General features: G+C 67.5%; 24 protein-coding genes. 11 read left to right on the top strand and 13 right to left on the bottom strand.

Translation table 11 applies throughout. The features are described from left to right. The first annotated feature begins 42 nt into the window (after positions 1 to 42). Genes ACSVDO_RS09000 through ACSVDO_RS09010 form a run of 3 tightly spaced genes read left to right on the top strand, consistent with a single transcriptional unit; the run spans position 43 to position 2603 of the window. Positions 43 to 846, top strand: a complete 804-nt coding sequence (locus tag ACSVDO_RS09000) for an MlaE family ABC transporter permease (protein ID WP_332538469.1) — start codon at positions 43 to 45, stop codon at positions 844 to 846. A 33-nt stretch (positions 847 to 879) separates the two neighbouring features. Continuing rightward, positions 880 to 1869 carry an MlaD family protein gene (locus ACSVDO_RS09005; protein WP_332548594.1) on the top strand — a complete coding sequence of 330 codons (990 nt, stop codon included), beginning with the start codon at positions 880 to 882 and terminating at the stop codon, positions 1867 to 1869. Further along, entirely contained in the window at positions 1866 to 2603 is a 738-nt protein-coding gene (locus tag ACSVDO_RS09010) for a hypothetical protein (RefSeq protein WP_489595978.1), read from the top strand. The genes ACSVDO_RS09005 and ACSVDO_RS09010 overlap by 4 nt, the downstream gene beginning before the upstream one ends. A 9-nt stretch (positions 2604 to 2612) precedes the next feature. Here the strand turns inward: ACSVDO_RS09010 and ACSVDO_RS09015 are convergent, their stop codons facing one another. Together ACSVDO_RS09015 and ACSVDO_RS09020 are read right to left on the bottom strand one after the other, a co-directional pair. Beyond that, a complete protein-coding gene (locus tag ACSVDO_RS09015; protein ID WP_332538474.1) occupies positions 2613 to 2774 on the bottom strand; it encodes a hypothetical protein in 162 nt (53 codons plus the stop codon). Between the two features lie 244 nt (positions 2775 to 3018). Continuing rightward, positions 3019 to 4053, bottom strand: a complete 1035-nt coding sequence (locus ACSVDO_RS09020; protein ID WP_332538475.1) for a porin — start codon at positions 4051 to 4053, stop codon at positions 3019 to 3021. Positions 4054 to 4271: 218 nt separating this feature from the next. On the opposite strand from ACSVDO_RS09020, the gene ACSVDO_RS09025 reads away from it, so the two are divergent. Together ACSVDO_RS09025 and ACSVDO_RS09030 are read left to right on the top strand one after the other, a co-directional pair. Beyond that, positions 4272 to 4484 (top strand): hypothetical protein, encoded by a 213-nt coding sequence (locus ACSVDO_RS09025; RefSeq protein ID WP_332538477.1) that lies wholly within the window; start codon positions 4272 to 4274, stop codon positions 4482 to 4484. Between the two features lie 104 nt (positions 4485 to 4588). Next, positions 4589 to 5002 (top strand): hypothetical protein, encoded by a 414-nt coding sequence (locus ACSVDO_RS09030; protein ID WP_489595981.1) that lies wholly within the window; start codon positions 4589 to 4591, stop codon positions 5000 to 5002. Between the two features lie 13 nt (positions 5003 to 5015). Here ACSVDO_RS09030 and ACSVDO_RS09035 read toward each other — a convergent pair whose 3' ends face one another. Then, entirely contained in the window at positions 5016 to 5435 is a 420-nt protein-coding gene (locus tag ACSVDO_RS09035) for a thermonuclease family protein (RefSeq protein WP_489595983.1), read from the bottom strand. Between the two features lie 76 nt (positions 5436 to 5511). On the opposite strand from ACSVDO_RS09035, the gene ACSVDO_RS09040 reads away from it, so the two are divergent. The 6 genes from ACSVDO_RS09040 (at position 5512) to ACSVDO_RS09065 (ending at position 12327) form a co-directional block, all read left to right on the top strand. After that, positions 5512 to 6120 carry a GNAT family N-acetyltransferase gene (locus tag ACSVDO_RS09040; RefSeq protein WP_489595985.1) on the top strand — a complete coding sequence of 203 codons (609 nt, stop codon included), beginning with the start codon at positions 5512 to 5514 and terminating at the stop codon, positions 6118 to 6120. A 279-nt stretch (positions 6121 to 6399) separates the two neighbouring features. Further along, on the top strand, positions 6400 to 7782 hold the full coding sequence (locus ACSVDO_RS09045; protein WP_489595987.1) for a DUF6002 family protein: 1383 nt from the start codon (positions 6400 to 6402) through the stop codon (positions 7780 to 7782). Positions 7783 to 7793: 11 nt separating this feature from the next. Beyond that, positions 7794 to 8843, top strand: a complete 1050-nt coding sequence (locus ACSVDO_RS09050) for a hypothetical protein (RefSeq protein ID WP_489595989.1) — start codon at positions 7794 to 7796, stop codon at positions 8841 to 8843. Further along, positions 8840 to 10093, top strand: coding sequence for an MFS transporter (locus ACSVDO_RS09055; RefSeq protein WP_489595990.1), 1254 nt, complete (start codon positions 8840 to 8842; stop codon positions 10091 to 10093). The genes ACSVDO_RS09050 and ACSVDO_RS09055 overlap by 4 nt, the downstream gene beginning before the upstream one ends. Next, complete coding sequence (locus ACSVDO_RS09060; protein WP_489595992.1) at positions 10090 to 11418, top strand: ATP-grasp domain-containing protein; 1329 nt, start codon at positions 10090 to 10092, stop codon at positions 11416 to 11418. Before ACSVDO_RS09055 ends, ACSVDO_RS09060 begins: the two co-directional genes overlap by 4 nt. 39 nt (positions 11419 to 11457) lie before the next feature. Further along, positions 11458 to 12327, top strand: a complete 870-nt coding sequence (locus tag ACSVDO_RS09065) for a VOC family protein (RefSeq protein ID WP_489595994.1) — start codon at positions 11458 to 11460, stop codon at positions 12325 to 12327. Positions 12328 to 12337: 10 nt separating this feature from the next. On the opposite strand, the gene ACSVDO_RS09070 is transcribed toward ACSVDO_RS09065, so the two are convergent. From ACSVDO_RS09070 to ACSVDO_RS09115, 10 genes are all read right to left on the bottom strand, one after another. Beyond that, the gene (locus tag ACSVDO_RS09070; RefSeq protein WP_489595996.1) at positions 12338 to 12952 is read right to left on the bottom strand and encodes an alkylhydroperoxidase domain protein; all 615 of its coding nucleotides are present in this window, start codon (positions 12950 to 12952) and stop codon (positions 12338 to 12340) included. Beyond that, complete coding sequence (locus ACSVDO_RS09075; protein WP_489595998.1) at positions 12949 to 13617, bottom strand: CMD domain protein; 669 nt, start codon at positions 13615 to 13617, stop codon at positions 12949 to 12951. The genes ACSVDO_RS09070 and ACSVDO_RS09075 overlap by 4 nt, the downstream gene beginning before the upstream one ends. After that, positions 13614 to 14702, bottom strand: a complete 1089-nt coding sequence (locus ACSVDO_RS09080) for a putative FMN-dependent luciferase-like monooxygenase (RefSeq protein ID WP_489596000.1) — start codon at positions 14700 to 14702, stop codon at positions 13614 to 13616. The genes ACSVDO_RS09075 and ACSVDO_RS09080 overlap by 4 nt, the downstream gene beginning before the upstream one ends. After that, on the bottom strand, positions 14623 to 16428 hold the full coding sequence (locus ACSVDO_RS09085; RefSeq protein WP_489596002.1) for a dipeptide ABC transporter ATP-binding protein: 1806 nt from the start codon (positions 16426 to 16428) through the stop codon (positions 14623 to 14625). The genes ACSVDO_RS09080 and ACSVDO_RS09085 overlap by 80 nt, the downstream gene beginning before the upstream one ends. Then, positions 16425 to 17309 carry an ABC transporter permease gene (locus tag ACSVDO_RS09090; protein ID WP_489596004.1) on the bottom strand — a complete coding sequence of 295 codons (885 nt, stop codon included), beginning with the start codon at positions 17307 to 17309 and terminating at the stop codon, positions 16425 to 16427. Before ACSVDO_RS09090 ends, ACSVDO_RS09085 begins: the two co-directional genes overlap by 4 nt. 4 nt (positions 17310 to 17313) lie before the next feature. After that, entirely contained in the window at positions 17314 to 18252 is a 939-nt protein-coding gene (locus tag ACSVDO_RS09095; protein ID WP_489596006.1) for an ABC transporter permease, read from the bottom strand. A gap of 33 nt (positions 18253 to 18285) precedes the next feature. Next, on the bottom strand, positions 18286 to 19956 hold the full coding sequence (locus ACSVDO_RS09100) for a TIGR04028 family ABC transporter substrate-binding protein (RefSeq protein WP_489596008.1): 1671 nt from the start codon (positions 19954 to 19956) through the stop codon (positions 18286 to 18288). 75 nt (positions 19957 to 20031) lie between these two features. Then, entirely contained in the window at positions 20032 to 21714 is a 1683-nt protein-coding gene (locus ACSVDO_RS09105; protein ID WP_442881617.1) for a TIGR04028 family ABC transporter substrate-binding protein, read from the bottom strand. 121 nt (positions 21715 to 21835) lie between these two features. Next, the gene (locus tag ACSVDO_RS09110) at positions 21836 to 23347 is read right to left on the bottom strand and encodes a class I adenylate-forming enzyme family protein (RefSeq protein WP_489596372.1); all 1512 of its coding nucleotides are present in this window, start codon (positions 23345 to 23347) and stop codon (positions 21836 to 21838) included. A gap of 14 nt (positions 23348 to 23361) precedes the next feature. Further along, positions 23362 to 24996, bottom strand: coding sequence for an acyl-CoA dehydrogenase family protein (locus tag ACSVDO_RS09115; RefSeq protein WP_489596011.1), 1635 nt, complete (start codon positions 24994 to 24996; stop codon positions 23362 to 23364). Positions 24997 to 25021: the final 25 nt, after the last annotated feature.

The following is a 25021-nucleotide window of genomic DNA, read 5'->3' on the forward strand; positions in this document are numbered from 1 at the left end:
CTTGCCGGCTGCGCCGCCGGTGGCGCACCGTATCATGGCCGAATGAGTCTGAGCCATTCCACGTTGGATATCGCCGCGCGCATCTGGGACGGCGCGTGCGAGACCGCGTCGGCCTGGTGGCGCAGCGTCTATCTGGGCGCGGTGATTCTCGTGCTGCTGCTCTCGCCGTCGAGCTACCGCGGGCAGTCGCGCGCGCGCATGGCCTACCAGCTGTATGTGCAGACCGGGCCGGTGTTGATAGGCTTCACGGCTCTCGCGGCGCTGCTGTGTGCGGTGATCACGCGCATCGTGATCGTCACCGCGCTGAGCTACGGGCTCTCGCGTTACGCGCTGGAAATGGTGGTGCGCGTGCTGGTGCTCGAGTTGATTCCGCTGACCGCCTGTCTTTTCGTCGCCATGCGCTGCACCATTCCCAATGGCACGCAGCTGGTGCAGCTGCGCCTGCGCGGGCGCGCCCAGGCGCTGCAGCGCCTCGGGCTGGACCCGGTGCGCAGCGAGCTGCTGCCGCGCGCCGTGGGCGGGCTGTTCGCCTGCCTCACGCTGGCTGCGCTCAGTTGCGTGGTGGCGCTGGTCACGGTCTATCTGAGCGTCTACGGTTTCAATCTCGCGGGACTGCCCGCCTACACGCGGCTGTTCGGCCATGTGTTCTCGCCCGTGGTGACGCTGGTGTTCACGCTCAAGACGCTCTTTTTCAGCCTGGCCGTGGCGCTGATTCCGCTGGCCTCGGGCTGGTATTCGCCGCTGCCGCGGCTGCGCCAGGAAGGGCGCGAGCTCGGCGGGCTGACGCGCATGTTCGCGGTGTTGCTGCTGATCGAGGTGCTTTCGCTTATGGGCAATTACTATTGATGTTTTGGAGCTTGGCTATGTTCGGGAATCACCATGGACCCCACTGAATCGGGCGCCGAGGCGGCGGGGCTGCATTCGCCGGCCGAGCTGCGCCCCGTGGCCCATCTGCGCGCCAAGGCCGCGGCGCTGCTGCTGTTCACGCTGGCGCTGGTCTTCGGCTCGGCGCTGTACCTGCTGTATTCGCGCGGCGTGTTCGAGCCCACGCAGCAGCTGGTGCTGACCACCGACGACTCCGAAGGCGTGGTGGTCGGCATGGACATGACGTTCTCGGGTTTTCCGATAGGGCGCGTGCGCCGCATCGAGCTGTCCGAGGATGGCAATGTGCGCATCGTCGTCGACGTGCCGCGCAAGGACGCGCACTGGCTGCGCGAGTCCAGCATCTTCACGCTGGTGCGCGGTCTGGTGGGTGGCACGACCATCAAGGCCTACAGCGGCATTCTCACCGACCCACCGCTGGCCGAGAACTCCGTGCGGCCCGTGCTGCGCGGCGATGCCACGGCCGAGATTCCGCAGATCATGGCCTCGGCCAAGGAGCTGCTGGCCAATCTGGGCGCGATGACGGCCCAGGATTCTGCGCTGGGCGGGGCGCTGGGCCAGGTCCAGTCGCTGGCCGAGCGCCTGCAGGGGCCGGGCGGGGCGCTGGGCGTGCTCATGGGCAACGAGGCCGATGCGCGCAAGGTCGTGCTCACGCTGGAGCGCGCGAATGCGCTGATCGCGCGCATGGAGCAGCTGGTGGTGCGCGCCGACCGCCAGGTGTTCGATGCCGACGGCGTGATGCCCGAAGTGCGCGCCACCGTGGCGCAGCTCAACGGCTTGCTGGCGGACACGCGCCAGAGCCTGCGCAAGGTCGATGCGGTGCTGGTCGAAGCCCAGGCCGTGGGCGCCAATGCACGCGAGGCGACGACTGACCTGGGCGCGCTGCGTGGCGAAGTCGAAAGCAATCTGCGCCGCCTCGAGGATATTCTTGCCGACCTCCAGCGCAAGTGGCCGCTGGCGCGCAAGCCGGAGCTTGAACTGCCATGACCGTGATACGCCGCTTTTCCCCTCCCTGGATCCGCTGGTGCGCGATCGCACTGCTCGGCGGCACGCTGGCCGCCTGCAGCCAGAAGCCTCCAGCAGCGGACTGGGCGCTCAACGCCGAATCGGCGTCCGACCGCGCGACCCAGGCCTATCTGCGCGCCGATCAGCGCGTGCAGGCGCTCGAGTGGGACAAGGCGCGCGCCGAGGTGCGGCGCACCGCGAGCCCGCAGCTGCTCGCGCGACTGGCGCTCATGCGCTGCGCGGTCGAGCACGCGAGTCTGCAGTGGAATGAATGCGGCGAGTACCAGTTGCTGGCCATCGATGCCGACCCGCAGGAACAGGCCTATGCGCGTTATCTGCAGGCGCAGCCGCTGTCGGCGCAGCAGATTGCCTTGCTGCCCGAAACGCAACAGCCCGTGGCCCGGGCTTTGGCGAATGGTGAGGGCGCTGCGCTGGCCGCGGTGAAGGCAGTGCCCGCACCGCTGTCACGGCTTCTTGCGGCATCGGTGGTGCTGCGCGCCCAGGGGCCGTCGCCGGCCTTGCTGGTGGCGGCGGTGGATACCGCCGCTGCGCAAGGATGGCGACGCCCGTTGCTAGCCTGGTTGCTGCTGGCTGCCAGCCAGGCCCGGCAGGCCGGAGACATGGAAAACGCGCAGCGGCTGGAACGCCGCGTGCGTGTGCTCGAAGGCCAGGCGCCAAGCGCACCCGCGTCCGATCTGGCAGCCGCAGGGCGCTAGAACTGGACTTTATTCGTCCAGCAGCGAGAACAGGTCGACCACCTGGACGCTGTCCGCGGCCTGGGCCGCGTTGTCAATCCACAGCATCAGGGTCATCGAAGCGACGGCCAGCACGACGGTGATGGCGAAGGCCACCAGGGGGTGGCGAGAGATCGAAGGATAGGCTTGCATGGGACCTCCTTGAAGAGGTGAATGGCGACAGGGAAGGGGCGAAACGTCGCACCGATTGAAAGCTATGCCATTCATCCTGCGACCCCTCGATTGCAGCTCGGATCCAGCGTTTTCCTTGTGGGACAAATGCGCGTGCCGCTGACGCCCGCGATGCCGCGATGTGCGGGCGAAAAAAAAGCGAAGCACAAGGCTTCGCTTTTCGCAGGGCGTGCAGGCCCGCAGGCATGCACGCGAATGGGGATCATCAGAAACGGTGGCGCACGCCCAGCACCAGGCTGGTGCCCGATTTCAGGCTGGTGATCTTGTCGTGCATGACCACGCTGTACAGATCGGTGCGCTTGGACAGGAAGTGGTCGTAACCGACGCTGGCGGTGGTGCGCGTGGCATTGACCGGGCCTTCCACCTTGGTGCGGGCGACAGCGGCCTTCACGGTGCCGGCCTTGCCCAGCACTGGAACGTCCAGGCCCAGCGAAATGGTGCGGGCTTCGAAGTTGGTGGCGTCGACTTCGGCCTGGCCGTAGGTGGCATAGGCCTTGACCACGCTGAAGTCATAGGTGCCGCCGAGCATCCAGTCGGTCTTGGTGTTGGCCAGAGGCGTCAGCGCCACCGGGTTGTTGACCTTCACGTTCTCGTAGAAACCCAGCAGCGTCAGCGGGCCGCCGAAATACATCACGTTCAGGCCCACGTTGCGCTTGCCCGAGTCGCCGGCTTGCTCGCCGAACTGGTAGTGCAGATTGGCGCTCAGACCACCGAAGCTGGGCGTGGAGTAGGTCACCTGGTTGCTCCAGCCGGTGTCGGCGGGCGTGGTCAGGTTGCCAAAACCCCAGGCGGGCAGGCTGGCCATGTTGGCGTGCAGCACCAGCGGCGAGACGGTGAACGAGTCGCCGTAGGGGTTGGCCAGAATGGTCGGCAGGAAGTTGGGCGCCTTGGAGCGGCCCAGACGCAGCGCGCCGAAGCCACCCGACAGACCGACGTAGGCATCACGCGAGAATGCCGGGTCGCCATCGTAGCGGCCCAGGTTGCCGACGTCGGCGCGCAGGAAGGAGTTCACCATGAACTCGGCCTTGAGGCCGCCGCCCAGATCTTCCTTGCCCGAGAAGCCAATCCACGAGGTCGTCATGCCGCCCGAACCCACGGTGCTGGTGCGCCCGACGCTGCCCGACTGGCGCATCGAGCCAGCGTAGACATCGACCAGACCGGAGATTTGCACCGTGCTTTGGGCATGTGCCGCTCCAGCGCATGCAAGGGCTGCAACCAGGGCGAGCAGGGACTTCTTCATAGGGACTCCTGTAATAAAAGGTTAGGAAATGTGAATATAGCAAGACCTGTGCCAGCTTTGGCCGTAGGACCCGTCCTGCGTGAATATATGCTTGTGTCGAACAAATGACTGTTGCATGTCGCCAACAATCGTCTGTCTGCGGCCCGCGCGTCATCCGGGTTGCCGCTGCGCCCCGGTGACCGCACAATGGGCTTCCCGATATGCACAAGGAGACCGGTATGCAGTCCGAAGCACCCGAAGAAAATGTCTTTGGCGAGAACGATGGCAGCAGCTACAGCGCCACGCTGCGCCATGCGGATGGCGTCTGGTATTGCACCAGTTTCGTCGTGGATGAGCACAACATCCTGCTCAACGGGGAGACCTGGCCGTCGCGCGAGGCAGCGCTTGACGCGCTGCGGCGCATCGCCTCGGGCGACAGGGCGCCGCTGTGAGCCCGCAATTCAACACTTTGCAAACATAGGGTATCGGATAATTGTTTTAATAGTCCATGGCTATTAAATTTCCAGCCTTTGATTACATTGAAGGAAGGGCGGCCATGCGCAGAGTTCTCGTCGTCTGCATAGGAGCGCTTGCTTTGGGCAGCGTGAGCGCCGCGCCCGAGCACCTGATCCCCGAGGAGTTCGTCGGCAGCTATCTGGCGAACCGGTCTTCGGAAGCCTGCCTGCGCCAGGAGCGTGCGGGCCTGGCGTCTCCTTCCTACCTCGTGGTGCAGCCGCGGTTCTTTCGCTATGGTTTCATGAATCCCCAGCAGGGCAACAGCCTGGATGCCATGGTCTGCAGGGCGAGCGAGCCTGTCGTTGTGGTGAGCGATGGCGTGGAAGTGCGCAGCGAGTGCTTCCTGACCGATCAGCTGGTCAAGCGCCATTTCAAGTTCTCCAAGCGCGCAGGCGTGCTGCGCATGCGCGACCTGGAGCGTCAGACCGAGGAAGAATTCGAAGCCTGTTATTGAACGGGCCCGGGCTTCAGCGGTGGCGCCATAGCCAGGGCGCGACCGGATGGGGGTCAGCCCACAGTCCCCGGCGCGCCGTGCGCGCACGTGCCTGCAGCTCCCGCAGATCAGGGCGTGTGCGCGCATAGGGCATAGAGACCCAGGCCAGACCCGCGTCCACCTGATGGCTGGCGGCATCCTCCCCGCGGCATTCGACCTGGGCGACGGTGCGTGCGTAGCCATCGGTGTCGATAGGCCGTATGCGCGCCTGCATGTTCAGGCACAGCGCGGACAAATGGCGGCGCGCCGCGTCGCTGAACGACTGGTAGCGCTCGGGCGCGTCTATCGCATGGATGCGCACTTGGCGCTGCGGTTCGGCCGCCGCGCAGCGCACGGTCAGGGAGTCGCCGTCGCTGATGCCGACGACCAGACAGACGAGGGCCACGGAGATCATGCGCACATGATGCCGCCTGGATAGCACTCGATATGCCGAGGCAGGCATTGCGTGCCGCCTGCGCGACCTTCGGCACATGGGCCTGGTGTCCGGCATCGATTGCCAGGCATGGGGGGCTACCGTGGAGTCTTCAAATTGGAGGGCTGCAGCCATGATCCTGATACGTAGTGCGCGGGCGTGCGATGCGCTGGCGCTGGGCGACCTGCACGCCGCAAGCTGGCGCCATGCCTATCGCAACGCACTGAGTGACACCTTCCTGGCGGGCGACATCGTCACCGCGCGACGGGCACTGTGGATTTCGCGCCTGGGCGAGCCCGCACCCCATCAGCATGTGTTGATTGCCCAGCGCGGGTCCGAAATGCTGGGCTTCGCCTGCGTCTACGGGGATGCGGATGCGCTGTGGGGAACGTTTCTGAACAATCTTCATGTGGGGCCAGCGCACCAGCGCCTGGGGGTGGGCACAGCGCTCTTGCGCGCCTGTGCGCGCCTGTGCGCTAAGCGCTGCGCGCACCGCGGCCTGCATCTTATGGTGCTTCGATCCAATGCCGACGCTCGGCGTTTCTACCTGCGCCACGGCGCGCAAAAGCACGGGGAAAGCGCCTGGCATGCACCCGACGGCGGAGTACAGCCTCTCGATCATCTGGCCTGGAAGGACGTGGGCCAGCTCTGCGCGCGACTTTCCTGACTGCCGGCGCAGCATGCGCTTCGCATGGAACTGCCGCCTGCAGGCTTCGCTGCTTCATCCGCGTGTAAGCGAACTTCTATTTATAGTGTTTTGCTATTAAATTTTCAATGCAATAGAAATAACATGATTGCGCGTGTCGGGCTCTGGGTGTTTCGGCTTCGATGCGCAGCGGAAAGTCCGTTCCGGCAGCCCAGAGTCTTGCCGGTCAGCGGGTTTCCATTTTGTTTGCCTGCCAGTTTCCTGGCATGCAGCCTTGACCAGCATCTTTCAGGAGAACCGATGAGCCGACTGCATATGGACCACAGCAAGCCATTTCGTGACCGCACGGGCATGGGCGTCATCGAACGCTATTACGACCTGATAGCGAGCCAGGCCGGCCGTTTCGAGTCCGCCTCCTCGGACGACGACTTCGAGCCTGCCATGCAGCTGCCGTTTCTTGACTCGCGCATGAGCGAATTCCTCGATGCTTCCAGCGTCGACAGCGTGGAACTGGGCGTCTATGCCGGCAAGTCTCTGCGGCTGCTCGATCTGCGCCTGCATCCGCAGACGCAGACGACCAAGACGTTTGCATCGCTGATCATCGTGGCGCGCGCCATTCGGCACATACAGGACACGGGTGAGTCCATCCTGCTGTTTTCCCCGTCGTCAGGCAACAAGGCGGTTGCGCTGCGTGACGCCGTGGCGCGGGCGCTGCGCATAGGACTGGCCACTCCCGAGCAATTGCGCGTGGCGACGCTCACGCCCATGCAGACCGCCGAAAAACTGCGCTGCTCGGAGCTGTCGGAGGATGCGCGTCTGCGGGCGCTGAACCCGGTGTTCGTGCTCGAGCATCCCATGCCGGAGCAGGTCAAGGCGGTGGGCCAGGCTTTCAAGAAGCTCTACCGTCAAGCCGGGCCGCGTCACTTGCGCCTGTGGCATTCGCTGCGGCTGGAGAACTACCGTTTCGCCGATCAGGCGCGTGCGTTCTACGATTTTGAATTCGGCACGGCCGGCCAGGCGCAGGCGCGCGTCGCGCATGTTCACGCGGTATCGAGCGCCTACGGGCTGCTGGGCTATCACAGCGGCCTGCAGGCGCTGCGCGGCCTGGGCTACGAGGTGGCCAGCCCCGCCTACCTGCTGGTCCAGCACATGGCCACCAGCGACATGGTGCGCCATCTGCTGCAAGGCTCATTCGACAAGCGCGTCGTGCCGGCCTATAGGCAGGGGGATGACGGGGTATGGGCACAGGACAGCTCGCCGCACTTTCCCGCCCGCAGCTGGGCGCTGGAAGAGCCGCTCGAACACACGTTCTACACCCATCAACCCGCGACCGCCGAGGAAATGAGCGCACTGATTGCCGCGGGCGGTGGCTCGGGCATCGTGGTGTCGCTTCTCGAGTGCATGGAACGCTATGCGCAGTGCCGCCAGCTTTTGGCGCCGAGCCAGGTACGGTTGCCCGACGATCCGCGGCGCCTGCGCGAGTGGTCGATCGCCATGGCATTGACGGGGACGCTGAACGCCATCGATCGCGGCCTGCTTGCCGATGTCGACAGCTTCACCATCCATGGCTCGGGTTCATACGCCGAGGGCGACTACCAGCCCATGCCCGCGCGCTGGACCACACCCGTCAGCGACGAGCGGCAAATGCTGGACCGGCTTGTCGACGCAGCCGTGACCGCCTGAGGCCAGTCCCCATGGCCGCCGGCCTACCCCATTTCCTGCGCCTGGCGCAGGGCATCAGCCGCTCGGGCGAGCCGGCCTGCGTTGCCTATGTCGGCGTGGCCGAAGGCTTGACCTACCTCGCGCCTTTTGTGGAAGAGCGCCTGTTCGCGCGCCACACGGTGACGCTGGCGCAGATTGCCGGCGATGAGGCGCAAGCGACGGCGCAGCGCTGCGCGGCAGATCTCGTGGTGCTGGTGTCGCCTCCCGAGATGCTGACCGGGCTGCGCAGCGCGCGCGACATCGCGGCCGTCCCGCGCATCCACCAGGTGGTGGACACCTGCGCCGAACTGGCATCGGTGCAACGCCACATGTCTGCGCGCGAAATCAAGCGCTGGGGCGCGGCGAAGGCCGCAGGCTTTCGCTACGACATCACGCACGAAGACCGCCATTTCTTCGCGTTCTACGACAGCATGCACCGACCCACGATGCAGGCGCGCTACGGCGACCAGGCGCGCAGCGTCGAGCGCGGGCTGGCGCATGAGTCGCTCTTTCGCCACGGAATGCTGTTGCGGGTGTTTCGCGGCGACGCCTGGGTGGCCGGCAGCACAGGGCAGATCGATGCGCGCCAGCGCACGCTGAACGCGCGTTTGATCGGCGTCGCCGCGGGGGATCCGGCGCTGCGCGCGGCGGGGGCGCAGAATTTTGTCTACCACTCCCTGCTGGATTGGGCCTGTTCCACCGAGGGCATAGACCGCGTGGACTTCCAGGGCTGCGAGCCATTTCTGACCAAAGGGACGTTCCAATACAAAAAGCGCTTTGGCAGCCGCGCGGTCATTCCAGACAACGTCTTCGGCACGCTGCGCATGGTGTTGCGCGCGAACCGCCTTACGCGCAGCGTGCGGGATTTTCTTGTGGGCAATCCGGTGCTGGATGCGGACGGGGGCGGCGGGCTCACGGCAAAGTACTTCCATGACCGACAACGCCCGCTGCGGCGGGACATTCCCTGCATTTCAGCGGGCATCACGGGCATGGTGGCTGTAGACCTCGACGCGCTGGGCATGGGCGCCGAGGAGCGGGCATGAAAAGCCAGGTGGCAGCGCTGGGTCGCAACAATGTCCGCCTGCTGTGGGTGATGCTGGTCGCTGCGCTCGCCGCTTTCTGCTACTTCCCTTATGTCACCACCGCGCTGGCCGAATATCTCGGCCTGCGCAGCCCCGACATGGCAACGCTCGCCGGCCTGGGCATGGTCGCGGGCAACGTGTTGGCCTATGTGGCTTCCCTGAGGATCGCTTGCGGGGCGGCGTTTCGCCTGCTGCGCGCAGGCTATGCCATGCTGCTGGGTGCACTGGTGGTGATGGCATGCGCGAAGGCCGGCACCGGGGCCGCGACGCTGCTGATGGCGGGCGCTTCGCTGGTGCTTTACCGCTTTGCCATGGCGCTGACGTCCAACCTCGTGCGCACGGCCCAGATGCAGCTCCTGCCCGATCGCAGCGCAAAGCCTTCGCTGTTCTCGTACATCAAGCTCGTCACCAGCATAGGCGGCGCCTGCGGGCCGGTGCTGGGATCGCTGGCCTTCGCGGCAGCGGGCATGCCGGCCGTGCTCATGCTGTCCGGCGCGCTGTTCGCCTGCGCGCTGGGCCTGCTCTGCCGGGTGCGCGCTCCGCTGCAGGCGCAAGCGCCCATGGCGCGTCCTGCAACAAGCCTAGGCACACGTGTGCGCGCGCAGCCGCGCCGGGTGATTCTGCTGAGCAGTGCCGGCATGCTCCATTACGTCTTCGAAGCGCAGATTTACACGGCCATCGCCATTACCCTCCAGCGCAACGTCGCCGACTTCACGCCGCTCGTCGCATTGCTTTTCACGGGCAATGCGTTGCTGCTGGTGGTTCTGGTGGTGCCGGTGCTGCGCGTGTGCAGCGCATGGGGGGCGCGCCATGCGCTGCTGGCCGGCGCAACGCTGCTCTCGTGCCTGGCTGCGGTGCTTGCGCCTTTCATCGCGGGTCCCTGGTCGGTGCTGGGCGTGTGTCTGCTGTTCACGCTGGGCGAGATCGTCACGCCGCAGCTGCTGGTGGACATGGTCACGGACGTGGCTACCGATGACATGGCGGCCGATGCGCTCGCGACCTACAACCTGTTCACCTCGGGCGCGGGCCTGGGGCTGGGCTACTGGATCGGGGGATGGATCGCTGCCGCCGACAGCGCGCTGCTGGGCGCGGTGGTCTGGGGCGTGATCTATCTCGCCTATGTGGCGACCTTGTTGGCCTGCCGTGCCGGGGAAAGGGCGCGGCGTGCGAACTCCATGCCAAGAGACTCTCACTCGCAGCAACCACCATGAACCACGGACCACATCTGCTCCTGATCGGCGGCTGGACGCAAACGCTGCAGAAAGCGCTGGACAACGGCTTTCGCGTGTCGTACTTCGGCCCGGTACAGTCCAGCCCCACGTTCGACGCCGCCATTCTGGCCTGCTGCGCCCATGTGCGCGCGGTCGAGGTGGACAGGATTGGAATCTGCCTCGCGCTGGCACAGGATCTGCACGCCGCCGATCCCTTCATCGCCTGTCTTTCCCATACCGAGCGCGGCCTGGAGACCGCTGCCGTGATCGCTGCGGCGCTGGGCGTGCGTGGAATGGCGCTGTGGCCTGTCGCCGCGACCCGCTACAAGGACTGGATGCGCCAGCTGCTGGACGGCTGCCCGGGGCTGGCTCTGCCTTGGCGCCGTGTGGCCACGCCCGAGGCGCTGCGCGCATTCCATCGCGAACATGGCCCCGACATCATCGTCAAGCCGCTGAGCGGCGCGGGCGGCGCCGGCGTGCAACGCCTGCACTCGGTGGCGGAACTCGATGCCTTCGCCGAGGCCCATGCCGCCTGCTGGCCCGCAGATCTGCTCGCCGAAGAGTTTGTCGCCAGCGACGACCTCTACAGCGTCGAGACCCTCACGCTTGACGGCCAGCATCATGTGCTGGGAATGTCGTTTTCCAAGATGACCGGCTATCCCTACGCCTGTCAAAGTTTCGTGATGGTGCCGCCGCCCGACATGCCTGCGGCTTTGCGCGAAGCGGTGGCGGAATGCACCAGGCGCTTTCTCGGTGCGATGCGGCTCGACTGGGGTGTAGCGCATACCGAAGTGAAGATCCGCCAGGACGGCAGGCCGGCGATCATCGAATCGCAGACGCGCGTGGGCGGTGATCGGATCTGGCGCATGCTGGAGCTGACCACCGGCTTTCGCCAGATTGATGCGATGCTGCGCTCGCTCATCGAGCCCGTGGCCTGCCGCAGTCTGCCCGAAACGACGCGTGCGGCGGCATTTCTGGGCTTGTATCCTCCTGCCGGGCGCATCCAATCGGCCTGTGCACCCGATTTTCCGGCGGACCTGGCCGGAGTGCTGGAATGGCGGCTGGAGGTGCGCGCCGGCGACATGATTCTTGCCGCGACGGACAGTCTGTCCAAACGCGGCTTCGTGCTGCTGCAGGCAGACAATCACGCGAGCCTGCTGGAGCGCATCGCTGCCGTGTGCGCACGCTGCCGGTTGATTTATGAAGACGGCCGCTGCTGGCAACCGAGCTTCGAGCTGCAGGCGAGCCCGTTGCGATATGCCGTCGATCAACTTGCACATGAGAAAAACCGGATTGCCAGGAACCCCGCTGCAGGTCCAGACTGAGAGGCTTCCCGTTCACTCCGTCTCTTCAAGGTTCCGCACATGACACTTTCCCTGGACCATCTGGTGATCGCCGTTGCCGATCTGCCGCGCACCGTTGCCGACTATGGCGCGCTGGGCTTTCATGTCATCGAGGGCGGCCGCCATCCGGGCCGGCCCACGCACAACGCCCTGGTGGTGTTCGAAGACGGCAGCTACCTGGAACTGATTGCCTGGCATGGCCAGGGCCTGGCCGACGACCGCTGGTGGCAGTGGCTGCAGTCGCAGGGCGAAGGCCTGGTCGATTTCGCGCTGCACCCCGGCGATGTCAGGGCCCAGGTCGAGCGCGCGCGTGCTGGCGGTCTCGCGCTCGAAGGCCCGCTCGATGGCGGCCGCGCCCGGCCCGATGGCGAACTGCTGAAGTGGCAGATCGCCAGGGCCGCGACGCCTGACCTGCCTTTTCTGTGCGGCGACATCACGCCGCGCGCGCTGCGCGTGCAGCACGGTGTGCTGCGCGAGCATTCCAATGGCGTACGCGGCGTGGCCAGCGTCACGCTGGTCGTCGATCATCTGGAAACCACGCTGGCCGGCTACCAGGCCTTGCTGGGCAAGGATGCGCTGCGCACCGCGCCGCTGCGCCTGGCCGGCACCGGACTGCGCCTGGCAAGCCTGGATCTGCCCGCGCATGCGAGCGAGCATGGCGTGGCGCAGGGCGGTACGAGCTTGGTGCTGCTCGAGCCCGACCGCGACAGCCAGGCCGAGGCGGCGCAGGCCTTGAGTGCGCTCTTGCGCCAGCGCGGCCAGGGCCTGCTGGGCTTTGCGCTGCGCGGCCGCCTGGGCGCCGAGGCGCTGCCCTGGGGCCGTGCGGCTGAACTGCCCAGGGGACTGACCCATGGCGCGCTGATCGAGTACCAGCGCCAGGCCGGCCTCTGATCGACGCGGCTCAGCCGGCGGGCGTGGGTTCGCCCAGCGACAGCATCAGCCGGTTGGCCCAGTTGAAGAAGGCCGCGCCATGGATGGCGTCCGAGATCGCCGCGTCGTCCAGGCCCGCGGCGCGCAGGCGCAGCACATGGCTTTGGTCGAACGACGAAGGGGTGTTGCTCAGCGCCACGCTGGCCGCGGCGATCGCGTTCCAGCGTTCGTCGCCCAGATCGGCCTCGGTGCCCTGGTCCAGCAGGCGCTGCACATCGTCGCTGCGCTTGGAGAAATGGCTCGCAAAGCGCGCGTGCACCGAAGCGCAGTAGATGCAGCCGTTGTGGCGCGAGGTCGCGGCCGCGGCCAGCTCGCGCTCGGCGCGCGGCAGACCGGCTTCGGGGTTGTAGAAGATGTCCTTGTCGGTCCTGGTGCGCGCGGCCAGCGTGTCGGGGTCGCGCGCCAGCAGGCGGAAGTAGGGTGACTTGATGCGCGCGGCATCGACCAGGCCGGCCTGGTGGCGCGCGCTGAAATCTTGCTCGGGCAAGGGCGCGATCCAGGGCAGCCAGTCGAGCTGGGCCTGGGTGAATGCCACCGGCGGCTGATTGTGGGGGTGGGCGATGGGCGCGTTTTCGGGATAGGTCATGCGGTTTCCAGGCGGGGGGAGGCGGTGGCGGGATGGGCTTGCAGCGTGCGCAGGCCATGCACGACGCGGATCTGGAAGCTCAGGAAAGCGATGAGTTGGGACAGGATCACGATGTCGGTGTTGTCCCAGCCCGCATCGAGCAGGGCCTGCAGTCCCGCGGGACTCGCGTCGCGCGGATGGAAGACCAGCAGATGCGCCTGCTCGAATGCGGCCGCGAGTTTTTCGCCCAGTACGGCGCGCAGACGGCTGTCTAGCGCATACACGGGGCCGTCCTGGTTTTCGACGCTCAGCGGGCCTGCTGGATAGCGGCCATAAGGGCCCTGGCCGCGCGCGCAGTCGGCGGCCTGCTCCAGTGCGCCCAGCAGGGACTGTCCGGCGCCCGCGGCCTGCAGGCCCTGGGCGTAGAAGCCGGCGACATGGGGCGCGGCGTGCAGCGTGGCGACCCACCAGGCCAGCGCATGGCGTTCGAGCGCCGTGACGTTGCCGACCACGGGCGCGGCGGGATGGAACAGCGCCAGATAGCTTTGCTGGGCATGGATGCGCGCCTGCGGACGCTGGGCGCGAATCCGGTCCAGCGGGTCGCCGGGAAGAATGTGCAGCAGCTGGTCGATCACATCGGGCAGGTCTGGCTGGTGGTCGGGAAGGGTGTGGCTTGGTGCGGTCATGCAAAGGCTTCCAGGGGTGAATCGGTGGTCGTGGAGGTGGCGGCGCGCGCGCGCCAGCCCAGCGCCGGCGCGACTTCGGTGGCGATCAGTTCGATGGAGCGCAGGATCTGCGCCTGCGGCGGGTCTATGGAGTGCACCTGGAACACGATGTCGCTCACGCGCTCGAGCGTGGTGTCGGCGCGCAGCGAGGCGACCACATCGGCGACCGTGCCCACATGCACGTCATAGGCGGCGATGATCTGCGCCAGCGGCGCGTCGGCGGGAACCAGCGACTTGCCCAGGGTGGCGGAGCGCGCAATGCTGCGGCGCAGGCCGAGCTCTGCCAGCCGCAGCGCTTCCGTGCGGTCGTCGGCGACGAACAGGCTGCGCGAGGCGACGATGCGCGGCGCCCGGCCCGCGGGCAGCGCCGCGAGATAGGCGTCGATGATGGGATGCTGGATCTCGGCCAGTGTGGCCTGCGGGGCCTGGGCGCTGCGCGGCTGGGTGCGCGACAGCATCAGGCCGTCGCCGGCCGCGCCGGCCAGGGCCGCGCCCTGGGCCGAGAACGTGGCCTGCCACAGCCGTCCCAGCAACTGCGCGCCAGCGGGGTAGAGGCGGTCGCCGCCGGCGAGCGCTTCGCCGGCCCAGGCGCTGCGCAGCGTGGCGAGCTGGCCCGCGAAGATCTCGCGGCGCTGTTCGCTGTCGAGGCCGAACGCGGTGAACGAAGCGGGCGTGCCGCCCGTGCCCACGCCGACTTCGAGCCGGCCGTTGGCCAGCAGGTCGAGAACGGCCGCGTCCTCGGCCACGCGCAGCGCGTTTTCCAGCGGCAAGGTGATGATGCCCGTGCCCAGGCGTATGGTCCGGGTCTGGGCCGCGAGGTAGGCGAGAAACACCAGCGGCGCGGGCAGTCCGCCTTCGTGCTCGTGGAAGTGGTGCTGGGCGACCCAGGCCGAATCGAAGCCATGGGCTTCGGCATGGCGGATCTGCGCGGCGACCAGCTGGTAGCGCTCGGCGGCGCCGGCCTCGTCAAGCAGCCTGCTGAAAAAGCCCAGGCGTTTGGGCTGCGCTGCGGTGTGCGAAGGAGTGGAAATCTGCGGTTGCGTCATGTGGGATGCGGGGGGAAGAAGGCCAATGCTTTTGGCCGGGAATGGCGGCAATCAGCGCGCGCGTGTAGTCGCTGCCGGGGCGCTCGAAGACGTCCTCGATGGGGCCGGCGTCGACCTGGCGGCCGTTGTGCAGCACGCTCACGGTGTCGGCGATCTGCCGCACCACGGCCAGGTCGTGGGAGATGAACAGATAGGTCAGGCCCAGCTCGCGCTGCAGCTTCTCCAGCAGTGCGAGGATCTGCGCCTGCACGGTCACGTCGAGCGCGGAGACCGCTTCGTCGAACACCACCACCTGGGGCCGGAGCACCAGCGCGCGCGCAATCGCCACGCGCTGGCGCTGGCCGCCCGACAGCGCGTGCGGCCGGCGCGCGAGCAGCGTGGGCCCCAGGCCCACGCGCTCGAGCATTTCGCGCACGCGCGCCTCGCGCTCGGCGCGCGCCAGGCGCTCGTAGTTGCGCAGCGGCTCCTCGATGATCTCGAAGATGGTCTGGCGCGGATCGAGCGACGAGAACGGGTTCTGGTGCACCAGCTGTATGCGCCGGCGCGCCAGGCGCAGCGCTTCGCCGCGCAGCGCCGTGAGGTCCTGGCCTTCGATCAGGATGCGGCCTGAAGTCGGCTGGCGAAAGCCCACGACATCGCGCGCCGTAGTGGTCTTGCCCGAGCCCGATTCGCCGACGATCGCATGCGTGGTGCCGCGCGCCACGCTGAACGAGACCTTGTCGACGGCGACGAACGGCGCGCTGCGCCCGGGCAGGTCGAACTGGTGGACCAGGTCTTCGACGACCACGGCCGGCGCTTCGTTGCGCGCGCTGCGTTCGGTGGCCGGGCGCTGCCGGCCCTGGGCCAGCGACGGCGCGTCGGCCAGCAGCTTGCGCGTATACGCGCTGCGCGGGGTGGCCAGCACCTCGTGCGTGCTGCCTTGTTCCTGGATACGCCCGCCCTGCAGCACGACCAGGCGGTTGGCGCGGTCGGCGGCCACGCCCAGGTCATGCGTGACCAGCAGCACGGCCGTGCCCGATTCGCGACGCAATTCGTCGATCAGGTCGAGAATGCGCTTTTGCACCGTCACATCGAGCGCGCTGGTCGGCTCGTCGGCGATGATCAGCGCGGGCTTGAGCGCGATCGCGATCGCGATCAGCACGCGCTGCTTCATTCCGCCCGACAGCTCGTGCGGATACTGGCGCGCGCGCAGTTCGGGCTGCGACAGGCCCACATGGCCCAGCAGTTCGATCACGCGTTGCTGGCGCGCGCGCCGTGCCGCGGCGCCGCGCGCGCCGTCGTGCAGCCGCAGTATCTCGGCCAACTGCCGGCCCACGGTCTGCACGGGATTGAGCGAGCTGGTCGGGTCCTGGGGAATGAGGCTGACCACCGCGCCGCGCAGGCCATCCATCTGGCGCGGGCTCCAGCGCGTGATGTCGCGGCCTCCCAGCTGAATGCGGCCCGAGACCAGGCGACCGTTCTCGGCGAGCAGGCCGATCACCGCCTGGGCGGTCGTGGTCTTGCCCGAGCCCGACTCGCCCACCAGCGCGACGACTTCGCCGGGCAGCACATCGAAGCTCACGCCATGGACCACGTTCTGGGCCGGCTGCTGGCCTTCCTGATAGGCGATGACCAGGTCGCTGAGCGACAGCACCGGCACGGCGGCGGAGGCGGTGGCTTGAATGGGCGCGGTGGGCAGCGCGGCCGCGGGCCGTATGCGGCGCAGGAGTTGTTGCAGGCGGTTCATGCGTTGGCCTTGTGCAGTGCGGCGCTGATGCGGTTGGCGGACAGCACCACCAGCACCACGACCAGACCGGGAACGGTGGTCAGCCACCAGGCGGTGGAAATGTAGTTGCGGCCTTCGGCGATCAGCAGGCCCCATTCAGGCGTGGGCGGCGGCGCGCCATAGCCCAGAAAGCCCAGCGTGGAGATGGCCAGGATGGCCGAGCCGAACTGCAGCGCCGCGAGCGCGATCACCGAGGTCAGCGAGTTGGGCAGCACATGGCGCCACAGCACGGGCCAGAAGCGCCCGCCGCTGCCGAATGCGGCTTCCACATAGTCGGAGCGGCGCACGCGCACCACCTCTGAGCGCAGCAGCCGCGCAAAGCCCGCGATCGACGCCACACCCACCGCGATCGCGGCGTTGATGGTGCCGAAGCCCAGAATGATGATGATGGCCAGCGACAGCAGCAGCGCGGGCACCGACAGCAGCACATCGACCAGGCGCATGATGGCGTCGTCGACCAGGCTGCCGCTCGCGCCGGCAATCAGACCCAGCAGCGTGCCCAGCACCAGCCCCATGGCGACGGCGACAAACGCGCCCGACAGCGAGTGCACGGCGCCGTAGACCACGCGCGTATAGACATCGCGGCCCAGCGCGTCGGTGCCCAGCCAGTGCGCGGCGCCCGGGGCCTGCAGCTGCTGGCCCGCAATGCCTTGCACCGGGCTGTAATGCGTCAACAGGCCAGGCGCGAGCGCGAACAGGGTCACCGTGGCGATCACCAGCCAGGCCAGCCACAGGCTCAGCGGGCCGCGGCGCGCGCGCCGCCAGACGGAGTGCGCGCGCGCGGCGAGCGTGGACGACGCAGGCGTCGACAGGGAAGGGAATGTATCAGGTAATGCGCTCATGGCTTCAGCCCTCCAGGCGGGTGCGCAGCCGTGGGTCCAGCACTGGATAGAGCAGGTCCACAAGCAGATTGATCAAGACAAAAGAGGTCGCGGAAATCACCACGATGGCCTGCAGCACGGCGGTGTCCTGATTGGCCACGGCCTGCTGGGTCAGGCTGCCCAGGCCGTTCAGTCCGAACACCGCTTCGGTGACCACGGCGCCGGCGAGCAGCTCGCCGAACAGGATGCCGGCCATGGTCAGCGTGGGCAGCAGCGCATTGCGCGCCACATGGCGCCACAGCACCCAGGTGCGGCTCGCGCCCTTGGCCCGGGCCACGGCGACGAAAGGCTGGGTCAGCACGGCGTCGATATTGCGTATCAGGATCTGCGCCAGCGGCGCGGAAATCGGCACGGCCAGCGTGAGCGTGGGCAGCACCAGGCCTTCCCAGGGGCCGGGGTTGATCACCGGCACCCAGCCCAGGCGAAACGAGAACACCTGGATCAGCATGATGCCCAGCCAGAACACCGGCACCGAGACAAACAGCGAGGGCAGCGACTGCAGCGCCGCGCGCAGCCAGCCAAAGCCCAGCTGGCTCGACAGAAAGGACAGCGCCACGGCCAGCAGCAGCGCGGCGCTGAAGCCCGAGGCCGCGAGCTTGAGCGTGGGCGGCAGGCTGGTCGCGAGGCTGTCGCTGACCGGCACGCCGGCCTGCATGGAGTAGCCGAAATCGCCGCGCAGGAAGTTCAGCAGGCTGTGGCCGTACTGTTGCCACAGGGGCGCATCGGCGCCATAGGCCAGCCGGATTTCTGCCAGCTGCTCGGGGCTCAGCCCCAGCTCGGGGTTGAGGAACTTGATCAGCACCGCATCGCCGGGCAGGAACTGCAGCAGCACGAAAGAGGCGGTGAACGCCGCCCAGAGCACCAGCAGGGTCTGGGCGATGCGACTCGTCAGATAGCGGGACATGGTCGTTGGCCTTGAAGAAAATGCCGGGTGCCGTCAGTGGGGCGCGATCCAGGCGGCGTAGAGGCTGGGCCGGCCCACGGCCTCGAAGTCCACGCCATGCAGCCAGGGCGCGCCCGCATAGACCTGGGGCTCCTCGAACAGCGGAATCACATAGGCCTGCGCGAGCAGATAGCGCTGCACCTGGCGCGTGAGTTCCAGCCGGCGCGCGGTGTCGGGCTCGGCCGCAATCGCCTCGAACAGGCCGTTGAGCTTGCGGTCCTCGAACGACTGGACCTTCTGGCTGATGCCGCCCTTTTGCAGCAGCAGGTTGCGGTTGGTCGGGTAGTAGTTGCTCTTGATCACGTCGGGGTCGGCGCGCCCGACCATGGCCGGCAGCAGGGCGATCTTTTCGGGATCGAGGCTGTCTATGGTCTTGCTGCCCAGGTCGCCCGAAAGCACGTTGAGCTGGACACCCACCTTGGCCCATTGCTGGGCCACGAGCTGCAGCACTTCGCGGTTCTGCACATAGTTCAGCGACTCGTAGGTCGACAGCGCCAGCGGCCGGCCGTCCTTGGCGCGCATGCCGTCGGCCTGCAGCTTCCAGCCGGCTGCGTCAAGCAGCGCGCGTGCGCGCTCGGCGTCGTATGCGAGTTCTGCGCTCTGGTCCACAAAGCCCGCGGCGCTGGCCGCGAGCACGCCCCTGGCCTGGGGGTAGTTGGCGCTGAACAGCGTCTGCACGATCTCCTTGGCATGGGTCGCATGCAGCAAGGCCTGGCGCACCTTGAGGTCGGCGAGCAGTGCGTTGTCCGGGCGCAAGGCCAGGCTGTCGTTGACGCCGCGCGTGGACGCCGCATAGAGCGGGAACTTGCCCTCGTTCACGCGCTTTTCGTCATAGGCCTGGACCTGGCGTATCAGCCCGGCCTGGCCCGACAGCAGTGCGCCTATGCGCACGCCGTCTTCGGGCGTGACGATGATCTTGATCGCGTCCAGCCGCGCGCGGCCCTGGTGGGCCAGCTTGACCGGACCCCAGTTGTACTTGTCGCGCGCCTGCAGGTTGACTTCCTTGCCCAGCACTTCGCCGCTGACCACGAACGGGCCCGAGCCGATGATGCGCGTGGCATCGCCGAGCTGATCGAGCGACAGCGCCAGCGTGGCCTTGGACACCAGGCCCGAGCCGATCACCGAGGTGGCCTGCAGGAAGCCCGGCGAAGGCTGCCTGAAATGGAACTTCACCGTGAGCGGATCGAGCACTTCGCTGCGCGCGTAGTTGTTGATCACCTCCGAGACCGAGTGCTTGAGCGCCTTGTCGCCCAGGCCGAAGCGGTCGAAGTTCGCGGCCACGGCGTCGGCGTCCAGCGGCGTGCCATCTGAGAACGTGACGCCGGGGCGCAGCTGGAAGGTGTATTCGGTGGCGTCGGCGTTGATGCTCCAGGAGGCGGCGATCCAGGGCTCGATCTCCAGCGTCCTGGGGTTCTGGTAGGTCAGCTTGTCGGTGATCTGGTTGAGGATGCCGCCATTCGGATAGAAGCCGCCATTGGGCGGATACAGCGCGTTGTGCGCCTGCTGCTCCAGATAGACCAGGGTGCCGCCGTTTTGCGGCGTAGCCGACGTGCTGGCCGCGGTGTCCGGGGCCTTGTTGCAGCCCGCAAGGGCCAGCGCCAGCGCGACGGCGGCCAGCGGGCGGGCCAGCGCGCTGGCGCAAGGAATGATTGCTTTTGAAGTCATGACAACGCGGGAAGGCGGGCATGGCGCGGCGCGCCAGCCGGGGACAGGAGGGAAAAGCGGATGCGGGCGGCGGCTTCAGTGCGGCGCTATCCAGCTGGCGTAAAAGCTCGGCCGGCCCACGGCCTCGAAGCCCACGTCACGCAACCAGGGCGCGCCGGCGAACGCCTGCGGCTCCTCGAAGATGGGAATCACATAGGCCTGATCGAGCAGATGGTTCTGCGCCTCGCCCACCAGTGCCAGGCGCTGGGCGGGCTGGGTTTCGGCCGCAATGCGCTCGAGCAACTGGTTGAGCTGCGCGTCCTCGAACGACTGCACCAGCTGGCTGACCCCGCCTTTTTGCAGCAGCACATTGCGGTTGCTCGGATAGAACTGGCTCTTGAGCACATCGGGGTCGGCGCGGCCGACCATGGTGGCCATCACGGGCGTCTTCTTGGGGTCGAGGTTGTCGACGGCCGAGCTGCCGTTGTCGCCGGTCAGCACATTGAAGCGCACGCCCACCTTGGCCCACTGCTGGGCCACGAGCTGCAGCGTTTCCTTGTTCTGCGGCTGGGGCAGGGCGACATAGGCGGCCAGCTCCAGCGGCTTGCCGTCCTTGTGGCGTATGCCGCCTTCGCCCGGCACCCAGCCGGCCGCGTCGAGCAGGTTCGCGGCCTTGGCCGGGTCATGGGCCAGCTTGCTCGACAGATCGACATAGCCCTGGGCGTTGGCCGCGATCACCGAGGTGGCGCGCGGGTAATGGCGGGAGAACAGCGTGTCGACGATGGCCTGGGTGTCGGTCGCGTGCAGCAGCGCCTGGCGCACCTTGAGGTCGGCGACCAGCGGGTTGTCAGGGCGGAAATACAGGCCGTTGTTGACGCCGCGCGTCGACGGCGCGTAGATGCTGAACTGCTTGTCGGTGACGCGCTTTTCGTCATAGGCCTGGACCTGGCGGATGAAGCCTGCCTGGCCCGACAGCAGCGCGCCTATGCGCACGCCGTCTTCGTTGTTGACGATGAACTTGATCTCGTCGAGCCGCGCGCGCCCCTGGTGCGCGTGTTTGGCCGGGCCCCACTGGTAGTCGGCGCGCGCCTTGAGCACCAGCTCCTTGCCCAGCACTTCGCTGGCGACGACAAACGGGCCCGAGCCGATGATGCGCGTCGCATCGCCCAGTTCCTCGAACGGCCGCGCGAGCGTGGCTGGCGACACCAGGCCCGAGCCTATGACCGACGTCCCCTGCAGGAAGCCGGGCGAAGGCTGCCTGAAGTAGAACTTCGCCGTGAGCGGGTCCACCACTTCGCCGCGCTCGTAGTTGTTGATCGCCTCGGACACCGGCAGCTTGAGCTCGCGGTTGCCCAGGCCGAAAGTATCGAAGTTCTTCACCACGGCCGCGGCGTCCAGCGGCGTGCCGTCGGAAAAGCTCACGCCGGGGCGCAGCTTGAAGGTGTACTCGGTGGCTTTGTCGTTGACGGTCCAGGACTCGGCGATCCAGGGCTCGATCTCCAGCGTCTCGGGATTCTGGTAGGTCAGCTTGTCGGTGATCTGGTTGAGCACGCCGCCATTCGGATAGAAGCCGCCCGCGGGAGGGTAGAGGTTGGTGTGGGCCTGCTGCTCCAGATAGACCAGCACGCCGCCGCTGACTGGCGTGAGGGCCGCGGCCGGGGTCTGGGCCGACGGCTGCTGCCTGGAGCAGGCGGTCAGCAGCGCGCTGCCCAGAACAACGGACAAGCTGGCCGAGGCCAGAAGGGAACGGCGGGAAATGAACGGCAAGGCAGGCTCCATAAGGGACGATGCTGGCCGGCGCGCAAGAGGCGGGCACGGCGTGAAAGTCCTTGAATGGTGCGTTTGCCTGCTTAGGTTGTGAACGTATAAATCGTCACTTCCTTATTTGATTTCCGCATAGTCACGCGGCCTGGCCGCGCAACTGGTGCTTGAGCAGCTTGCCCGTGGCCGTGCGCGGCAGCGCGTCGCGCAGGTCGAAGACGCGTGGAATCTTGTAGCGCGCGAGCCGGGTCTCCAGGAAAGCGCTCAATTCGTCGGGCGCGAGCGTGCGGCCCGGCCGCGCGACCAGCACGGCGACCACGGTCTCGCCCCACTCGGCATGCGGTCGGCCGATCACGGCCACGTCCTGCACATCGGGGTGGGCGCCCAGCGCATCCTCGACTTCCTTGGAATAGACATTCTCGCCGCCCGTGATGATCATGTCGCGCAGGCGGTCGACGATGAACAGGAAGCCGTCCTCGTCCACGCGCGCCAGGTCGCCGCTGCGGTACCAGCCGCGCGCGTCGAAGGCCGCGGCCGTGGCCTGGGGGTTGTCCAGATAGCCTTGCATCATTGCCGGCGAGCGCATGTGGATCTCGCCGACTTCGCCCGCTTCGCAGCGCCGGCCGTCGGGCCGGCGCACTTCGATGGCCACGCCGGGAACGCCCACGCGGCCTATGGAGCCGGCCTTGGCGATCGCTTCTTCGGGGTGGAGCACGGTGCCCAGCGGCCCGCTTTCGGTCATGCCATAGACCTGGACGAAACGGTCGCTGCGGTAGCTTTGCGCGAGCTTGCGCGCCATGTCGGCGCCCAGCGGCCCGCCGCCGTAGGCCCACAGGCGCATGGCGCTGAAATCGTAGCTGGCGATATCGGGCACGACCGCCAGCGGCGCGAGAAACGCAATCGGCGCGCCGAACGTGAAGCTGATGCGCTCGTCGACCAGTGTGTCGAGAAACGCCTGGGGTGCGTATTCGCGCAGCAGCACGGCCGTGCCGCCCATCAGCAGCGTGCCCAGCAGCCAGTTGTTGAGCGGCGACGAATGCCAGATGGGCATGGCAATCAGGGTGCGGTCGCGGTGGCTCAGCGCGGTGCTGGCCGCGGCGCACAAGGCGGCGTGAAACACGTTGGCGTGGCTGTGCAGGCAGCCCTTGGGCTGGCCCGTGGTGCCCGAGGTGTAGAGCACTTCGGCCAGGGTGTCGGTCGCAGGCGAGTCGTCACCGGCGAGCGGCGCGGCGGCCTCCAGCAGCGCGTCGAAATCGGCCAGCGCCGGCGCCGCGCTGTCGGTCGCGAGCCAGGTGACGGGAGCGACCACGCGCTGCGCCAGCGGCGCCAGAGCGCCGTCCACCAGGCACAAGCGCGCGCCGGAATGCGCGAGCACGTAGTCGACCTCGGGCGCCTGAAGCTTGTGGTTGACCGGCACCACGGCCGCGCCCAGGCGCCAGGCGCCGAACAGCGCGAAGACAAAGCCCGGCGTGTTGAAGCACAGCAGCGCGACCTTGTCGCCGGCCTGCACCCCCTGGGCGCGCAGCACCGTGGCCGCACGCCGGCTGGCCTGGGCCAGCTCCTCATAGGTCCAGGAACGGCCCGCGCCGCGCAAGGCCTGCTTGTGCGGCTGGCTGCGTGCCTGCTGATCGAGCAGCGAAACGAAATCCATCATCTGGTGACTCCTCAAGCCCAGGCCGCGCGCAGCAGCGCGGCCGTATCATGGCTGCCCGATGTGATGCCCATGACCGGGCCCCAGTCGGGATCGAAACGGCTGCCGATGAAGGCCGACGCGGCCGCGGTGCTCGCGTGCTGCAGCATCAGGCAGCCCTGGGCGGTGAGCGCCAGCCGCTGGGCGAAGCGCCTGGCCTGGGGTTCGAGCGTCTCGGGCGGCAGCTGCAGCGCGGCGCGCAGCTGCTGCACCTGGGCCAGCAGCGGCGGCGCCTGCGTGGCGATGTCCTGCAGATGGTCTAGCAGCAGATGGGCGTCGTCGGGATTGCGCGACACCGCGCGCAGCACGTCCAGGCACATCACGTTGCCCGAGCCTTCCCAGATCGAGTTGACCGGCGCTTCGCGAAACAGCCGGCCCATGGGGCCGGTCTCCACATAGCCGTTGCCGCCGAACACTTCCATGGCTTCGCCCGTGAGGCCTACGGCGCGCTTGCAGTTCCAGAACTTGGCGACCGGCGTCATCACGCGGCGCCAGGCGGTGTCCAGCGGCGCCGTCGCGCCGAAGTGGCTGGCCAGCTCCATGGCCAGCAGCGTCGCGCCTTCGGACTCGAGCGCGATGTCGGCCAGCAATTCGGTCATCAGCGGCTGGTCTATCAGCGCCTTGCCGAACGCATGGCGGTGGCGCGTGTAGTGCAGTGTTTGGGCCAGGGCCTGGCGGATGAAGCCGGCGCTGGCCAGCGCGCAGTCCAGCCGGGTGAACGTGGCCATCTCGATGATGGTCGAGATGCCGCGGCCTTCCTCGCCTATGAGCACGCCGAAAGCGTCCTTGAACTCCACTTCGCTGCTGCTGTTGGAGCGGTTGCCGACCTTGTCCTTGAGGCGCTGGATGTGGATCGGATTCCTGCTGCCGTCGGGCCGCCAGCGCGGCACGAAAAAGCAGGTCGAGCCGCGCTCGCGCGTCTTGGCCAGCACCAGGTGGCCATCGCACATGGGCGCGGAAAAGAACCATTTGTGGCCGGTGAGCAGGAACTCCTCGCCCCAGGGGCCCTGGCCCGCAGGCACAGCCTGCGTGGTGTTGGTGCGCACATCGCTGCCGCCCTGTTTCTCGGTCATTCCCATGCCCACGGTCATCGAGCTTTTCTGCGCCAGCGGAATGTCGCGCGCATCGTGTTCGAGCGAGGCGAGCAAAGGCGCGGTCAGGGCGTCGAGCGGCGCGTTCAGCCGCATCAGCGGAATGCAGGCCTTGGTCATGGTGGTCGGGCAGGTGGAGCCCGACTCGATCTGGCTGTGCATGTACAGTGAGGCCGCGTAGGCCGACCAGGCCGAGGGCCGCGCGTCCACGAAAGGCAGGTTGGCAATGCCATTGCGCCTGGCCATGGCCATCATGGTGTGCCAGGACGGGTGGAACTTCACCTGGTCTATGCGCTCGCCGCGCGGCGACAGCGCTTGCAGTTCGGGTGCGTAACGGTTGGCGTCCTCGGCGGCGCGCAAGGTCGCTTCGGCGCCATATTCCTCGCCCTGGCGCACCAGCTCGGCGTCGCGCCACTGGGCTGCGCCGCGTGCGACCGCGCGGCGCAGCACGGGGTCGCTGGTGTAGAGGTTGTAGTCCTTGAGTTCGGGCGCCTGGTTGTCGCGATGGATGCCTGTCATGGTGACTCTCCTTGAAAATGGGATG

Source organism: Comamonas sp. DB36 (genome assembly GCF_057914905.1).

What these genes read in the sequence shown, in the direction of transcription:
- ACSVDO_RS09095 (WP_489596006.1), bottom strand. Translation starts at nt 18,252, where the DNA reads ATGTCCCGCTATCTGACGAGTCGCATCGCCCAGACCCTGCTGGTGCTC.
- ACSVDO_RS09110 (WP_489596372.1), bottom strand. Translation starts at nt 23,347, where the DNA reads ATGGATTTCGTTTCGCTGCTCGATCAGCAGGCACGCAGCCAGCCGCAC.
- ACSVDO_RS09050 (WP_489595989.1), top strand. Translation starts at nt 7,794, where the DNA reads ATGGCCGCCGGCCTACCCCATTTCCTGCGCCTGGCGCAGGGCATCAGC.
- ACSVDO_RS09100 (WP_489596008.1), bottom strand. Translation starts at nt 19,956, where the DNA reads ATGACTTCAAAAGCAATCATTCCTTGCGCCAGCGCGCTGGCCCGCCCG.
- ACSVDO_RS09055 (WP_489595990.1), top strand. Translation starts at nt 8,840, where the DNA reads ATGAAAAGCCAGGTGGCAGCGCTGGGTCGCAACAATGTCCGCCTGCTG.
- ACSVDO_RS09005 (WP_332548594.1), top strand. Translation starts at nt 880, where the DNA reads ATGGACCCCACTGAATCGGGCGCCGAGGCGGCGGGGCTGCATTCGCCG.
- ACSVDO_RS09065 (WP_489595994.1), top strand. Translation starts at nt 11,458, where the DNA reads ATGACACTTTCCCTGGACCATCTGGTGATCGCCGTTGCCGATCTGCCG.
- ACSVDO_RS09035 (WP_489595983.1), bottom strand. Translation starts at nt 5,435, where the DNA reads ATGATCTCCGTGGCCCTCGTCTGTCTGGTCGTCGGCATCAGCGACGGC.
- ACSVDO_RS09040 (WP_489595985.1), top strand. Translation starts at nt 5,512, where the DNA reads ATGGGCCTGGTGTCCGGCATCGATTGCCAGGCATGGGGGGCTACCGTG.
- ACSVDO_RS09060 (WP_489595992.1), top strand. Translation starts at nt 10,090, where the DNA reads ATGAACCACGGACCACATCTGCTCCTGATCGGCGGCTGGACGCAAACG.
- ACSVDO_RS09070 (WP_489595996.1), bottom strand. Translation starts at nt 12,952, where the DNA reads ATGACCTATCCCGAAAACGCGCCCATCGCCCACCCCCACAATCAGCCG.
- ACSVDO_RS09015 (WP_332538474.1), bottom strand. Translation starts at nt 2,774, where the DNA reads ATGCAAGCCTATCCTTCGATCTCTCGCCACCCCCTGGTGGCCTTCGCC.
- ACSVDO_RS09105 (WP_442881617.1), bottom strand. Translation starts at nt 21,714, where the DNA reads ATGGAGCCTGCCTTGCCGTTCATTTCCCGCCGTTCCCTTCTGGCCTCG.
- ACSVDO_RS09025 (WP_332538477.1), top strand. Translation starts at nt 4,272, where the DNA reads ATGCAGTCCGAAGCACCCGAAGAAAATGTCTTTGGCGAGAACGATGGC.
- ACSVDO_RS09030 (WP_489595981.1), top strand. Translation starts at nt 4,589, where the DNA reads ATGCGCAGAGTTCTCGTCGTCTGCATAGGAGCGCTTGCTTTGGGCAGC.
- ACSVDO_RS09075 (WP_489595998.1), bottom strand. Translation starts at nt 13,617, where the DNA reads ATGACCGCACCAAGCCACACCCTTCCCGACCACCAGCCAGACCTGCCC.
- ACSVDO_RS09020 (WP_332538475.1), bottom strand. Translation starts at nt 4,053, where the DNA reads ATGAAGAAGTCCCTGCTCGCCCTGGTTGCAGCCCTTGCATGCGCTGGA.
- ACSVDO_RS09115 (WP_489596011.1), bottom strand. Translation starts at nt 24,996, where the DNA reads ATGACAGGCATCCATCGCGACAACCAGGCGCCCGAACTCAAGGACTAC.
- ACSVDO_RS09080 (WP_489596000.1), bottom strand. Translation starts at nt 14,702, where the DNA reads ATGACGCAACCGCAGATTTCCACTCCTTCGCACACCGCAGCGCAGCCC.
- ACSVDO_RS09045 (WP_489595987.1), top strand. Translation starts at nt 6,400, where the DNA reads ATGAGCCGACTGCATATGGACCACAGCAAGCCATTTCGTGACCGCACG.
- ACSVDO_RS09000 (WP_332538469.1), top strand. Translation starts at nt 43, where the DNA reads ATGAGTCTGAGCCATTCCACGTTGGATATCGCCGCGCGCATCTGGGAC.
- ACSVDO_RS09090 (WP_489596004.1), bottom strand. Translation starts at nt 17,309, where the DNA reads ATGAGCGCATTACCTGATACATTCCCTTCCCTGTCGACGCCTGCGTCG.
- ACSVDO_RS09010 (WP_489595978.1), top strand. Translation starts at nt 1,866, where the DNA reads ATGACCGTGATACGCCGCTTTTCCCCTCCCTGGATCCGCTGGTGCGCG.
- ACSVDO_RS09085 (WP_489596002.1), bottom strand. Translation starts at nt 16,428, where the DNA reads ATGAACCGCCTGCAACAACTCCTGCGCCGCATACGGCCCGCGGCCGCG.